The sequence below is a fragment of the Nocardiopsis camelliae genome (genome assembly GCF_028993595.1).
In the GTDB taxonomy this organism is placed as follows: Bacteria; Actinomycetota; Actinomycetes; order Streptosporangiales; family Streptosporangiaceae; genus Nocardiopsis; species Nocardiopsis dassonvillei.
The window spans coordinates 646,603-660,116 of record NZ_CP118614.1 but is presented as its reverse complement, the minus strand read 5'-3'; the positions used below and the strand labels follow the sequence as shown (position 1 = coordinate 660,116).

Below are 13,514 nucleotides of genomic sequence, written 5' to 3'. Positions count from 1 at the left end.
CCCGCCTCCCATGGACCGAACTCCCTAGTATACAGGATAAAATTGCCCAACCCTTCCGTTTTTAAGCCCAAGCTGAAACTTTTCCCCATCCACCTCCCCGGAAATCTGGTACATCCCCAGCGAACCCTTTTCGATCAGCTCCTCCTTTTCTTGATCCATCACCTGCCCAATAGCGTCCACGACATCGTCGATGCTCATACTTCGCAAAAAGTAACTCTGGTCGGCCTTCTTGGACCCGTTCCAGTATGTAGGATGGTGGCGCTCCAATATATGCTTGAGCCCGGACCGGTCGAGCATAAACACAGAATCGCCATACTTCATTATTCTTGAATCAAAATCCCTCAAGTCATTGATGACCCTCTCGGGCAGCGCAGGCCTACTGGGTTCACGGGGGTCAACTGGCTCGGAGTCGTCGGTACCAGCACCGCCGTTATCAAGATCGTTACTGGGACTATCCTCGCCATCACCATGTTCAACTCGCTCGCCACCGAGTCCATCACTGCTGCTGACCTCGGGAACGGGACGGCCTCCGGTGGTGTCCCCCCGGCTGGTGTCGCTGCCGCCGTCGGGTGTGAAACCGGTGTTGGAGATGCCGTCCTGGGGCGTTCGGGGCGGGCCGCCGCCATTACCCGAATTCGGGTCGTGGGAGGCGGTGATCCCGAAGTCCTCGTTTCCGAAGCCGCCGAAGTCGGAGTTCTGCGGGCCTCCCACGTTGGCGCCGACCAGCTGGTTCACGCGCAACCACTCAAGTTGCCGCTCTGCGGGCAGCGCGCGGAACTCCTCCACCGTGTCGACGACCTGCTGCGTCGTCCGTTCGACGTCCCTCTCGTACTCCCGCTCGATCTCCTCCGCGTCCAGACCGAGGGAAGAGAACAGCCTGTCGTTCGGGACGGCACCTGAGCCCTCGTCCGCCGTGACGTCCAGCGGCCGGGAGGAGTCGGCCTCGGAGGTTTCCGGGTCGCGGTCCGCGACGGAATGCTCGTCGTCCCCACGCCGGTGCTCGGAGTCCAGGAACTCCTCCATCTCTGGCCAGCGCTCGGCGCTCGGCGCGTCGAGACGGTGCGGAACCCGTGAGGGCCGGTCCTCGTCCCCACGGCGCGGCCGGTCCGGGTCGCCGGAGGGGTCCCCGGCGACCGGCACGGTGACGGGACGCTCGGCCCCCGGTGCACCCGGCTCCGGAACGAAGACCGGCAGGTCCGAACCACCGCCTCCCCCCGGAACGCCACCGCCCACCGGACCGCCCGCCGAGAAGCGGTCGATCATCGCCGACAGGTCCCCGAACCCCGCCCCGAAGCCCTCCGTGGTATCGGAGAAGTTCCCGCTGATGTCGCTGAACGTCTGCGACAGGCTGAACCCCGGCCGCGCAGCCGCGCCCGGCTCCCACACCACCTCGGGCCGGTCCACCGGGTCGAGGTCGGGCAGACCCGAGCCGCCCCGGCTGAGGTTGGCCAGGATCGTCCCGCCCCTGGCCGGGAGGGACACCACGGCCAGTGCCGCGTTCCCGGCCCCGGTGTAGACCGTGTACGCGGGCCGGTCCTCCCACTCCCGCCACGGCACGATGTCGTGCACCACCTCGGTCCAGGCCGCACCCGCGTTGGCCCGCCACGTCTCGCCGGAGCGCTCGCCCGAGTCGAACGGGTTCATCCACCCGTCCTCGCCGTAGAGCCCGGTGAGCGAGCCGAGCCCTTCGATCGTCTCCCGCTTGTTCGTGAAGAAGTTGTCCGTAGCCTCACCGACGCTGTTGGCCCACCCGCTGCCCTCGCGCCACAGGCCGGTCCAGGCGACCGCCCCCACGCCCACGTCCCAGAGCATGCCGGGACCGAAGTTGTCCCACTGGGCCATGAAGGCGTCGGTCGCCCAGTCCGCGGGCCAGGGCTTCTCCGAGTACTCCAGCTGGTGCCAGGTGTCCTCCATCGCCCGCTGCCAGTCGGCGAGGCTGGTGAGGTCGTAGGCCACGTCCGGCACGTCGTCCGGGTCCAGGCCGTAGACGATCTCACCCGCGCCCGGTGCTTCTCCGCTGGCCGCGACGTAGGAGTTGCCCGAACCCGAGACGGCCGAGATGGCGTTGGCGCAGGTCCGCTCCGCCTCCTGGAACGTAGCCCAGACCCCGTTGACCTGGAGTTTCAGCCTGCGGTTCTCCGCGTAGTCGAGGGGGTTGCTGCTCCAGTTCTCATCGCCCCTCATCTCCTCGGCGAAGGTCGTGGCCTCGTCCTTGAGCGAGCTGAGGGTGGTCTTTGCGGTCTGTGCCGCGTCGGCGAAGGTGTCCAGCGCGCTGGCGACCGTGGTGACGTCGTCCAGGATGGTCCCGCCCTTGGCGGACACCGGACCCATCGCGGCGAACAGGGTCTCGGACTCGGGCGCGGTGTAGTGGGGCTGCAACCCCTGCCAGGTGGACTCGATGCCCTCGCCTCCCTCCGCGACCTCGCCCGCGGCCGTGCGCATGGCCGAGACGGCGGCCTGGAGGATCTCCACGGAGGTTCCGGGGATCGGGATGGCGTCGGGGACGATGAGGACCTCGAAGTCCAGGTCCAGCGGCTGCTGGTTGCGGGGGTCGGGGACGGGACTCATCACGTCAACGGGAGGCACGTCAGCTCCGGGAGTGGTGGGGGAACGGGGGCTTCGGGGGGCGGGGTGGCGACCGGGGGAACCGGTGGGTCCGGGGCCGCCCGTGCACGGCGGGGGCCGGGGGCGGCCCCCGGGTCACACGGGAGGGTTGAGGGGGTCGTAGGTGTCGATCGAACCGGCGTTGCCCTGCGCCTCGGCGGCCATCTCCTCGTCGCCCAGGAGGTAGGCGTCCACGGCGAGCGCGCACCCCTCCATCGCCGAACCCGCACGGGCGACCATCTCCTCGGCCATGCCGCCGACGTGCTCCAGGAAGTAGTACAGCTCCGATTCCACCGGCCCGCTGCACGCGGCGGTGGCGGCGCCGAGGATCTCGTCGCCGGTGGTGGTCAGCGAACCGTCCAGCGCGTCGCCGCTGCCGTCGCCCACCTGACCCAGCACGTCGTTGAGCACGACGCCCACCGAGGGCGCGTCGATGTCCCAGCCGCTCATCGGTCCTCCTCGTTCGTCGCGGGTGCGGGGGCCGCCGCCTCCGGAGCCGGACCGCCTGCCGTACCGTCCTCCGGAGCAGTGACGGTGGCGATCCCCGGGGCCGCACCCGTCACGGCCGCCGGCTCCGCGGTCGCCGTGCGGCCCGCACCACCGGAGAAGCGGTCGGCCCGGAAACCGGCTGGCGGCTCGATGGCGCAACCGTGACCGGAATCGGCCAGTTCGCGTTCCGCACGGACGATGCCCGCCTCCATCCGGTGGATCGCGGGGCGGACGGCCTCGATGATCCTGGTCAGGCGGGTGCCCAGCTCCTCACTGCGGTCACGCATGCGCGCGGCCAGTTCCTCGTGCGCTCCGAGGACGGGGAAGCCGGGTACGGAGGGCACGAAGGTGGAACCGGCCGCGGCGCCTGACGCCGACTCCGGAGCCTCCGGCGGTTCCGCGGGCTCCACCAGCTGGAACTTCACGTGCTCCCCCTCCCCCACACGCCCGGGCGCCCGTCTCCACGCTGCCCCTTTGTGCGTATTATGCCGGTATCCAACGACAGACAGTGATGCGTTTTTCGCACAGGATGTCCGTCTCGGTACCGCGTTCCTTGACACGGTGCGCAACGGTCCCTCCCGGCCCCGCCCCTCCCCGATCCCCCGAACCGCCAAGGAGAACGGTTGAGCTACGACGTGGTGGCCCTGCTCGCCGCGGAACCCGGCATGAGCGCGATCTCCCGGGCCCTGCGCGAGACCGGCACCGAACTGCTGGTGCGGGCGCTGGACAGCGGCAACGTCCTCCAGCTGTGCGGCGCCGACCGCCGCGTCCTGGCCGCGCTCGAACCCGCCCAGCTGGTCGAGTCGCGCGGTGAGGTCGCCCGGCTGCTCGGAGAGGAGGCCGCGGTGAACCTCCCCGAGACCTGCTGGTGGACCGAGATCCGCGCCCGCCCCGACGAGGCGGGGCGCGAGGCCGCCCACCGGCTCGCCGACGCCCTCGCCCTGCGGCTGGGCGGCAGCGTATGGACCTCGGGCCGCGCCGACTTCTCCCTGTGGGAGGAGAGCGGGCACCCCGCCGTCGAGGCCGCTGTCGAGAAGGCGGTAGTCGTCGCCCAGGACCGCGAGATCGTCCCCCTCTCCTCCTGGATCCTCGACGCGGTGTCCGTCCACGGCGCGCGGGGCACGGCGTTCCAGCTGCTCACCCCGAGGACCTCCCGGCTCACCTACGCCCTGCGCACCCTGATCACCCAGCCGCTGGCCCGCTGGGTCGTGCGCGGCGAGGACGGAGCACATTTCGACGGCGTCAGCGGCGTCCCGCTGCGCTGGGACCCCGTGCACGCCTACGTTCCCGTTCCGCCGGAGGAGGGCGCGCCCGAACCGGCTGAGGGGTTCCTGGACGACTCCCCGATGGACGAGCACCTGGTCGTGGACCTGTCGGTGCGCCACCGCGCGTCCTTCGCCCCTCCCCTGGGCCGGGCCGTGGAGGTGGTCGCCGAGCACCTGGCCGGGACGCTGCCCGCCGGGTGGGGCGAGCACGAACCCGCGCTCGCCCCCTGGGACCGCGAGCGGCTGGTGCGGCTGGCGCGCCACCGTGCGCCGAAGGGGTCGATCCTCCAGTTCTCCGGACCGCACGGGACGGGTCACCCGTTCACCGGCGGCGTCCGCGTCGGCTGGGACGGGGGCCGGGGCACCGAGCGGATCTCCATGGCCGTCGGTTACGGGGAGGGGTCGGTGCCGCCCCTCGACAGGCTCCCCGACCTCGTGGCTGCCCTCGCCGCGGAGGACCTGCTGGATGTGCTCCACGTGCGCGGGGCGCGCGGACGCCGCGACGTCACGTACGAACCCCTCTGGCACGGGCTCGCGGTCCCGGTCGGCATGGCCCTCGGGCCGGACGGGGTTCGCCGTGCGGGCGTGGAACACGCGCTGCGCGGACCGATCCCCGGCACCCTGCTGGGCGGGGAGGAGGCCCCCGCGGTCTGGTACACCGTGCCCGGGGACGCGCCGCGCCACCTCCGGAGCCGTGCCGTGGCCGCGCAGCTGCGGCACCTGGCGGCGGCGTCCGACGGGGCGTCCGGCCAGGACTCCCGAAGCGGCGCCTGACCTCCGGCTACCGTCCCCGGCCCGGTTCCCGTCCCCCTGCCCCCGCCCCGGCCCGCGGGGCTCGGCCCCCGGACACCGCGGCCCCCGGCCTCCGGACCCGTCCCGGCCCCGTGACCGCTGCGGGCCGTGTCGCCGGAGGCGGGAATCCGGCGCGTACCGCGGCCGCATAAACACGCTGTAGTGCGCGAATACTCCAGCGGCGATCCCTCATGTGGCACCCCTCTCCACCCGTTTAGGATGAAGGGGATCAGCCCGAAGCGGCCGGAATCCCCACCCTCCCACGCACCCGGATCACGATCCCCCGAGTACGGAAGTCCTGCCGGAACCGACCGCGTATCCGCTGCTCACACCGTCCTGAGCCGGGTGCGGGGCCGGGCTGGCGGCGCCAGGAGGGAAGCCGGGACGACCGCCCCTGCCCCGCCACGAAGCACTAATTCCACCCATACCGGTAATTCAATGCCTACAGCCGCATTCCTCTTCTGTCGCGCTTTCGAAACGCGCACGCGCAGCGGCCACGGACGAAGGAAAGGTGAACGATGAACGGCCAGATCGAGCTGGCGGATCACTTCGAACGCTCCCGTAGACATCTGCGCGGAGTCGCCTTCCGCATGCTCGGGTCGGCCGCCGAGGCGGACGACGCCCTCCAGGAGACGTGGATCCGGGCGTGCCGGGGGGACTTCGACGAGGTCGCCAACATGACGGGGTGGCTGACCACGATCGTCGGACGCGTCTGCCTCGACATGCTGCGCTCGCGCAAGAGCCGCCGCGAGGAGTTCATGGACGTCAGCGACATCGAGCCGCTGCTCTCCCAGGACCGGATCGCGGACCCCGAGGGCGAGGCGGTGCTGGCCGACTCCGTGGGCCTGGCCCTGCTCGTCGTGCTGGACAGGCTCAGCCCCGCCGAGCGCGTCGCCTTCGTCCTGCACGACCTGTTCGCCGTCCCCTTCGCCGAGATCGCCGAGATCGTCGAGCGCACCCCGACCGCGGCCAAGAAGATGGCGAGCCGGGCGCGGCAGAGGGTGCAGGGCACCACGAGCGTCCCCGAACCGGACCTCACACGGCAGCGCGAGGTCGTGGACGCCTTCCTCGACGCCTCGCGCGCGGGCGACCTGGACGGCCTGCTGAGGGTACTGGCCCCCGACGTCGTGCGGCGGGCGGACCCGCAGGCCCTCCGGCTGCGCGAGCCCGCGGTGCTGCGCGGTGCGCGCCAGGTCGCCGGGGAGACCGCCAACAACGTCCGCAGGACCCGCTTCGCCCGCCCCGCGCTCGTCAACGGCATGCCCGGGGCCGTCGTCGCCCCCGGCGGTCGGCTCCTGTTCGTACTGGAGATCACCGTCCGCGGCGACCGCGTCAGCGGGGTCGAGATCATCGGCGCCCCGGAGCGCCTGCGGGAGCTGGAGATCTCCGTGGCCGACCCGGCGTAGCGGTGACCCAGCGCACACCGGCCGCGACGTCCGCCGACCGGGCCCGGGCCCGGCGGGCGGGCGGCCGCGGCGGTGTCGGCGCTGCTCGTGGCACCTTCCGAGAATCCTCCGTCCCCTCCCTCCGGTCACTTTTCCCCGTCGCTCTCCGTCATAGGGGTAGGAGCACTGAGCGACGACATCCACGGGGGACGAGTCGCGTGCCCCACCGCATCCGCACACGGACCCCGCGCCCGGAGCCGCGCGGGACACGACGGCCACGCGCCGAACGGGGGAGAACGATGACGTCTTTGCTGCACCTGGACTCCAGCCACTCGGACCACTCGGTGAGCAGGTACCTGACCGGCCTGTTCGCCAGGGAGTGGCGGCGGCTGCACGGGGACGGGGGATACCGCTACCGGGACCTGGCCGCCGAACCGGTGCCGCTGGTCACCGCCACCTACTGCTCCTTCGCCCAGCGGGTGGAGAGGCGGGGGACCCTGCCGCTGACGGCGGTGACGGCCATGGCCGAGTCGCCGTCCGAGGAGCGGGAGTGGGCGGGGACCCTGCCCCTGATCGAGGAGGTCCTGAACGCGGACACCCTGCTGATCGGCCTCCCGATGTACAACTACACGGTCCCGGCCTCGCTCAAGGCGTGGATCGACAGGATCACCTTCCCCGGCGCCTTCAAGGACTCCCGCACCGGGGAGTCGCTGCTGCGCGACGCCCGGGCCGTGGTGGTCGCCGCGCGCGGAGGGGGCTACGGGCCGGGTTCGCCCAAGGAGGCGTTCGACTTCCAGACGCCCTACATGCGCATGTACCTGGAGGGCCTGGGCATCGCCGGTGAGAACGTGCACGTCGTCCACGCCGAGATGACCAGGGCCTCGGACGTCCCCGAACTGGCGGAGTTCCAGGACATGGCCGCGCGTTCCCTGGCGGAGGCGGAGGAGCGGGTGACCCGCCTGCCCGCGCTGCTGGCGCCGCGCGAGCCCGCGGTGCGCTGACACGGAGCGGCGCCCGGTCGGCCGACCGCGCCGACCGGGCGCCGCCGCCGTCAGGCGGTCACCGCCGAGGGGTTGCCCTTGAGCATGAAGCCCTCGTAGTCGGCCGCGGCCACCTCACCGAGCTTCTGGCGGTAGTTGCCGAGCCCCGCGAAGTAGAACAGGACCCGCTTCTTCCGGCCCGGGATGTTCGCCCCGAAGATCCAGGAGTTGACCTTGGGGAACAGGGAGTGGTCGGCGATCTGCGCGCACAGCTCGGTCCAGCCCTCCTCCGCCTCCGGGGTCGGCTCGATGGAGGTCAGGTCGCGCTCCTCCATCATCCGGACCAGGTCGGTGATCCACTCGACCTGGGTCTCGATGGCCGTGGGCAGGTTGCTGAAGACGCTGTTGGGGCCGTAGACCATGAACATGTTGGGGAAGCCCGAGACGTTGACCCCGAGGTAGCTGGAGGGCGCGTCCCCCCAGTGGTCCTCGATGGTCACGCCGCCCCGGCCGCGGATGTCCATCTGCCGGTAGCTGCCCTCGACGGCCTCGAAGCCGGTCGCGAAGACGACGACGTCCAGCTCGTGCTCCACCCCGTCCTCGGTCACGATCCCCGTGGGGGTGAACTCCCGGATCGGGGTCTCCTTGAGGCTCACCAGGCTGACGTTGTCCCGGTTGTAGGACTCGTAGTAGTCCTCGTTGCAGACCGGGCGCTTGGCGTAGTAGTCGGTCGGCTGGAGCTTGCGGGCGGTCTCCGGGTCCTTGACGATCTCCCGGATCTTGGACCGGATGAAGTCGGCCGCCGCCTCGTTGGCCCGGGGGTCGAAGATGATGTCGGAGAAGGTGCCGAACATGAAGCGGAAGCCGTTGCCCCGGTCCCAGTTCTCCTGGAAGACCCGCTGGCGCTCCTCCTCGGAGACGCTCGTCGCGGCGATCTCGCTCTCCTCGAAGCCGCACGCCACGCGCGACTTCTTGGCCTGCTCCCAGACCTGGTCGTAGCGGCCGCGCAGGTCGGTGAAGTAGGCCTCGTCCACCTCGGTGTTGCCCGAGGGCACGTTGTACTGGGGGGTCCGCTGGAACACGGTGAGCTGCCCGGCGAGCTTGGAGGCCGCGCAGATGAACTGGGTTCCGGTGGAGCCGGTGCCGATGACGCCGACCCTCTTGCCCTCGATGTCGAGGTCGTCGGGCCAGGAACCGGTGTGGACCAGGCGGCCCCGGAAGCTGTCGCGGCCCTTGAACTCGGGGAAGTGGGAGGTGGACAGCGGCCCGAGGGCGGTCACCACGTAGCGGGCGGTGAGGGTCTCGCCCCCGCTGGTGGTCGCGGTCCACAGGGCTTCGGCCTCGTCGTAGACCAGCGTCTCGACGCCGGTGTTGAGCTGGATGTCCCGGGCGAGGTCGTGCCGCTCCACGACCGCCTCCAGGTAGCCCAGGATCTCGGCCTGGGACAGGTAGCGCTTCTTCCAGGTCCACTCCCGCAGCAGGTCGCGGTCGAAGGAGTACTGGTAGATGAAGCCCTCGCTGTCGGACATGGCGCCGGGGTAGCGGTTCCAGTACCAGGTGCCCCCGACCCCGCCCGCCTTGTCGAAGGCCCGGACGGACAGGCCCAGTTCGTTGCGGAGCTTGTGCAGCGCGTAGATGCCGGCGAACCCGGCACCGATGACGATCGCGTCGAGATCGGTGTTCTTCAGGTCGGTCACGGGACAGTTCCTCACGATCGTGTGGAGGGAAGGGATGGTGTTCGAGCGGGGTGGGGTCCGGGCCCCGGCGGGGTAGGGCCGGGGACCCGGGGACGCCGGGCTGGGGCAGGTGCCCGCGTTGTCGGTGGGGGCGCCGGGCCGGGGTGAGGGGCCCGCGCTGTTCGGAGGGACGTCGGGGGGCGGGACGGGACGGCGGGGAACGGCTTGCGACGGCTCAGGGCTGGAGCCGCACGGCCTCCCAGCCGTCCGGGGTGCGGTCGTAGCGAAGCCTGCGGTGCAGCCGTTCGCGGTCGGCGGCCCAGAACTCGACCGTGTCCGGTTCGAGGCGGTAGCCGACGAACCGCTCGGGTCTGGGCAGGGAGGGGCCGCCCTCCTCCGCCAGCCTCCGGGCCCGTTCGAGGAGGCCCGGCACGTCGTCGAGGGGCTCGCTCTGCCGGGACGCCGTCGTCATCGGGTACAGCTGCGGCGGCCGGGCGGCCCAGAGCCGGTCCGACTCCGCCTCGGGCAGCGGCTCCACCGGCCCGGAGACGATCACCTGCTGGGCGGTCTCGCGCCAGTACAGCAGCCCGGAGGCCCAGCCGGTGGCCGCGATCTCCCGCCCCTTCTGGCTGGAGCTGTGGGTGGTGAAGACCAGGCCCCGGTCCGACACGTCGATGACGGCGACCATCCGGTTGGAGGCGCGGCCCTTGGCGTCCGCCGTGGCCAGTGCCAGGGACAGCGGTTCCCTCACCTTCCTCTCCCTGGCCGCGTCGACCCACCGCCCTACCAGCTCCATGGGGGCGGCCGGAGGCGTCTCGTACTCGGGGAAGCCCCCTTCCATCTCACCGGTCAGGGTCTCGAACCTGCTGCTCACACGTGCTCCCGCGACTGTCTAGACGTAGATGGTCCCGCTGGCGACGGTGACGCCGCTGCCCTTGACCCGGACCTCGGTGACGCGGTCGCCGTTGCCCCTGGCACGGGCCCGCATCAGGGAGTGCCGCCCGATCTCCACGCCCTGGTGGATGTCGATCCACTGGCCGTACTGGGCGTGGCCGTGGCGGGCGACGTGGATGGCGAGCGGTCCCGCGGCGGACCCGGTCGCCGCGTCCTCGACCACCCCGTAGGCGGGGGAGAACATGCGGCTGCGCCAGTGCGTCCCGTAACCGGCGAAGCAGTTGGTCGCCATGTCGGGGAAGGCGGCCAGGGCGCGGTGGTCGGGGTCGACCTCGGACAGCGCCGGGATGCTGCGCAGGCCGACGAAGACGTGCCGGGGGCCGTTGGTGTAGATCTCGACGGGGGTCTCCGGTTCGGGCACCCCGAGGGCGGCGAGCAGCTCGTCGACCCGGTCGAACGGCTCCCAGGTCGGGATCGGCTGCTCCATCGCGGCGGCGACCACCCGGCCTCCGGCGCGTTCGAGGTCGAAGTCCACGATCCCCATGGCCGTCTCCAGCCGGAGCCGGTCCTTCTCTGCGGAGTCGCCGAGGGCGACCGCGGTGCCGAGGAGGGGGTGCCCCGCGAAGGGCAGCTCGTTGACGGGGGTGAAGATGCGGATGTGCGCGTCGCCGCCCTGCTTGGGGGGCAGCACGAACGTCACCTCCGACAGGTTCATCTCCCGGGCGATGCTCTGCATGCGCGGGGCCGAGAGGTCCTCGGCCCCGAAGAAGACCGCGACGGGGTTGCCCGCCAGGGGCTTGTCGGTGAACGCGTCGACGACGACGTAGGAGTGCGCCCTTTCCAGGAGCGCCGGACTGCCGCTCATGCGTTCAACGTCCTTCCTATGAACGAACCGAGGATGTGGGGGCCGTTCTGGGTGAGCACGGACTCGGCGTGGAACTGGAGGGAGGAGAAGCGCGGCCCCCGCAGGGCGTGCACCTCCCCCGAGTCGGGGTCGCGGCAGACCTCCACCGCGCCGACGCCGTCCAGCTCGACCGCGTCCGCCTCCGACCAGGCCGCGAAGGTGTTGTAGAAGCCCACGCGCTGGCGGTCGCCGAAGAGGTCGACCTCCTTCTGCACGCCCTGGTTGGGCGAGGGCCGCCGCCGGATCTCGAACCCGAGCTCGGCGCTGAGGACCTGGTGGCTCAGGCAGACGGCCAGGAAGGGCCTGCGTTCGGCGAGCAGGGCCCGCGCCGCCGCCCGCATGTTGGCCATCTTGGAGTGGACGGGGTCGCGGGGGTCGCCCGGACCGGGGCCGAGCACGACGAAGTCGTAGCCGTCGAAGGAGGGGACGTCGTCGTGGCGCACGACCGTGACGGACATGCCCATGTCGCGGCACTGGTGGTCGAGCATCGACGTGAAGGTGTCCTCCGCGTCGACGATCAGCGTCCGGCACCCGGCCAGCCCGGGGAACTCCGCGCCGCCCCGGTGGTCCTCGCCCAGCAGCCAGAAGTCGGCGATGTTCGCGTTGCGTCTGACCAGCGCGTCGCGGATGTCGGGGTGGGTGTCCAGCCCCCCGGCCCCGCGGCTCTCGACCGCCGCGAGGAGCCCGGCGGCCTTGGCGTGGGTCTCGGCCACCTCCGACACGGGGTCGGAGTGGCGGACGAGGGTGGAGCCGACGCCGATGGCCATCCTTCCCCGGTCGTCGATGTCGGCGGTGCGGATGAGGATCGACGAGTCCAGGGTGCGTTCGCCGGACGCGTCGCTTCCGACGAGGGCCAGGACGCCGCTGTAGTAGCCGCGCCCGCCCGTCTCGTAGTTCTGGATGACGCGGCAGGCGTTCTCCAGCGGGCTGCCGGTGACGGTGGGGGCGAACATCGTCTCCCGGAGGATGTCGCGGACGTCGCGGCGGGTCTCCCCCTCGATGAAGTACTCGGTGTGCGCGAGCCGCGCCATCTGCTTGAGGTGGGGCCCCGACACGTGCACGCCCGGCTCGCAGATGCGCGTCATCATCTTGAGCTCCTCGTCCAGGACCATGTAGAGCTCGTCCGACTCCTTCTGGTTGGCGAGGAAGTCCATGACCTCGGGCAGCGAGGGGCCCGAGGGGGGATAGCGGTAGGTGCCGCTGATGGGGTTCATGGTGGCGAGCCCCCGCCGGAGGGTGACGTGGCGCTCGGGGGTGGCGCCGACGAAGGTCCGGTCGCCGGTGTGGACGACGAAGGTCCAGTAGGCGCCCACCTCGACCCGGAGCAGTCGGCGGAAGACGGCCAGGGCCTTATGCGGGGTGTACTCCCCGATGTCGGCGACGAAGGAGCGCCTGATCACGAAGTTCGCGCCCTCGCCCTCCCCGATCACCTCCTTGACCACCCTGCGGACGGTCTCGGCGTAGTCCTCGTCGCCGACGTCGAAGCGGCCGCCGGACAGGGCGACGGGCAGGTCGGGGATGAGGTCCAGGGCACGGGAGACCGGCATCGTCTCCTGGCCGGTGACCGTCATGACGAGCAGGGGCGCCTCGTCGTCGTTGCAGCCGAAGCCGCGCTCGGTGATCTGCCGGTAGGGGATGAGGGCCAGCACGTCGTGGCGCTCCGCGCCCCCGTCCCTCCCGGTCAGGTCGGGCAGGGGGATGTCGGCGGTCTCCGGGACGGCGGACACCTCTCCGGTCAGCACGTCCACGCGGCCGGGTCCGTCGCCGCCGGAGCGCACGAGCAGGGCGAAGGGGGGCGGCCGCTCCGTCCCCAGGACGGTGCGCAGGAGTCCGTCCCCCTCCGTCCCGGCCCATGGCGCCGTGTCCGGCGCGTTCACGCGAACACCTCCTTGGCCGGCAGCACGACCGCGCAGCGCTCGGCGGCGTACCGGACGGCCATGCGGTGGTAGTCGGCGTTGAAGTCCGCGACGGCGTCGGCGACCAGGAAGGTCTGGATGTCGTTGGTGTAGGCCTCGACCGCCGTCATCAGGACCCCGACGTGCGCGTACACGCCGCAGACCACGAGCTGGTCGCGCCCGGCGGCCCGCATCCGCTCCAGCAGGTCCGACTTGTGGAACGCGCTGTACCTGAGCTTGGTGAACACCCAGTCGTCGGGCGAGGGCGCCAGTTCGTCCACCACGAGCCTGTCCTCGGGGGACCTGCGCATGCCCGGCCCCCAGAAGTCCTTGAGGAGGCCGCGCTGCTCGTCGCTCATGCTGCCCGGCTGGGCCGTGTAACCGACCGGGACGCCGAGCCGGGCACCGCGCTCGCGCAGGAGGGCGATGTTGCCGACCAGCTCGTCGCGCACCTGTTCGGGGAAGGGTTTGAGGAAGAAGCGCTGCATGTCGTGGACGAGGAGGACAGCGCGGGAGGGGTCGGGCACCCACCGGGCGGTGTTCTCGGGGAGGTCACCAGCGGCCGGGAGCGCGTAGGGCTCGATGGCGGGGATACCGGGCATGTTCGTCCTTTCCGATCGGTTCCTGCGG

The 13,514-nt window shown here is 71.3% G+C and carries 11 protein-coding genes; 3 read left to right on the top strand and 8 right to left on the bottom strand.

Annotated features, from left to right (window positions below; genetic code table 11):
* Window positions 1–24 precede the first annotated feature (24 nt).
* The 3 genes from PV789_RS03090 to PV789_RS03080 all read right to left on the bottom strand — a co-directional run bounded on the left by PV789_RS03090 (window position 25) and on the right by PV789_RS03080 (window position 3,518).
* The gene (locus PV789_RS03090) at window positions 25–2,568 is read right to left on the bottom strand and encodes a hypothetical protein (protein ID WP_274976069.1); all 2,544 of its coding nucleotides are present in this window, start codon (window positions 2,566–2,568) and stop codon (window positions 25–27) included.
* A gap of 132 nt (window positions 2,569–2,700) precedes the next feature.
* Window positions 2,701–3,054, bottom strand: a complete 354-nt coding sequence (locus PV789_RS03085) for a DUF6507 family protein (RefSeq protein ID WP_248773362.1) — start codon at window positions 3,052–3,054, stop codon at window positions 2,701–2,703.
* The gene (locus PV789_RS03080; RefSeq protein ID WP_274976068.1) at window positions 3,051–3,518 is read right to left on the bottom strand and encodes a hypothetical protein; all 468 of its coding nucleotides are present in this window, start codon (window positions 3,516–3,518) and stop codon (window positions 3,051–3,053) included. Before PV789_RS03080 ends, PV789_RS03085 begins: the two co-directional genes overlap by 4 nt.
* A gap of 198 nt (window positions 3,519–3,716) precedes the next feature.
* Here PV789_RS03080 and PV789_RS03075 point away from each other — a divergent pair, with 198 nt between their 5' ends.
* The 3 genes from PV789_RS03075 to PV789_RS03065 all read left to right on the top strand — a co-directional run bounded on the left by PV789_RS03075 (window position 3,717) and on the right by PV789_RS03065 (window position 7,536).
* Window positions 3,717–5,132 (top strand): DUF6177 family protein, encoded by a 1,416-nt coding sequence (locus PV789_RS03075; RefSeq protein WP_274976067.1) that lies wholly within the window; start codon window positions 3,717–3,719, stop codon window positions 5,130–5,132.
* 536 nt (window positions 5,133–5,668) lie between these two features.
* Entirely contained in the window at window positions 5,669–6,556 is an 888-nt protein-coding gene (locus tag PV789_RS03070; RefSeq protein ID WP_274976066.1) for a sigma-70 family RNA polymerase sigma factor, read from the top strand.
* A gap of 278 nt (window positions 6,557–6,834) precedes the next feature.
* Window positions 6,835–7,536, top strand: coding sequence for an FMN-dependent NADH-azoreductase (locus PV789_RS03065; protein ID WP_248773358.1), 702 nt, complete (start codon window positions 6,835–6,837; stop codon window positions 7,534–7,536).
* Window positions 7,537–7,586: 50 nt separating this feature from the next.
* Here PV789_RS03065 and PV789_RS03060 read toward each other — a convergent pair whose 3' ends face one another.
* The 5 genes from PV789_RS03060 to PV789_RS03040 all read right to left on the bottom strand — a co-directional run bounded on the left by PV789_RS03060 (window position 7,587) and on the right by PV789_RS03040 (window position 13,486).
* Entirely contained in the window at window positions 7,587–9,212 is a 1,626-nt protein-coding gene (locus PV789_RS03060) for a flavin-containing monooxygenase (protein WP_274976065.1), read from the bottom strand.
* A 214-nt stretch (window positions 9,213–9,426) separates the two neighbouring features.
* Window positions 9,427–10,065, bottom strand: a complete 639-nt coding sequence (gene phzG, locus PV789_RS03055) for a phenazine biosynthesis FMN-dependent oxidase PhzG (protein ID WP_274976064.1) — start codon at window positions 10,063–10,065, stop codon at window positions 9,427–9,429.
* Between the two features lie 18 nt (window positions 10,066–10,083).
* Complete coding sequence (locus PV789_RS03050; RefSeq protein ID WP_274976063.1) at window positions 10,084–10,950, bottom strand: PhzF family phenazine biosynthesis protein; 867 nt, start codon at window positions 10,948–10,950, stop codon at window positions 10,084–10,086.
* Window positions 10,947–12,866 carry an anthranilate synthase family protein gene (locus PV789_RS03045; protein ID WP_274976062.1) on the bottom strand — a complete coding sequence of 640 codons (1,920 nt, stop codon included), beginning with the start codon at window positions 12,864–12,866 and terminating at the stop codon, window positions 10,947–10,949. Before PV789_RS03045 ends, PV789_RS03050 begins: the two co-directional genes overlap by 4 nt.
* Window positions 12,863–13,486: an isochorismatase family protein gene (locus tag PV789_RS03040; protein ID WP_274976061.1), complete on the bottom strand. Its 624-nt coding sequence runs from the start codon at window positions 13,484–13,486 to the stop codon at window positions 12,863–12,865. The genes PV789_RS03045 and PV789_RS03040 overlap by 4 nt, the downstream gene beginning before the upstream one ends.
* Window positions 13,487–13,514 lie beyond the last annotated feature (28 nt).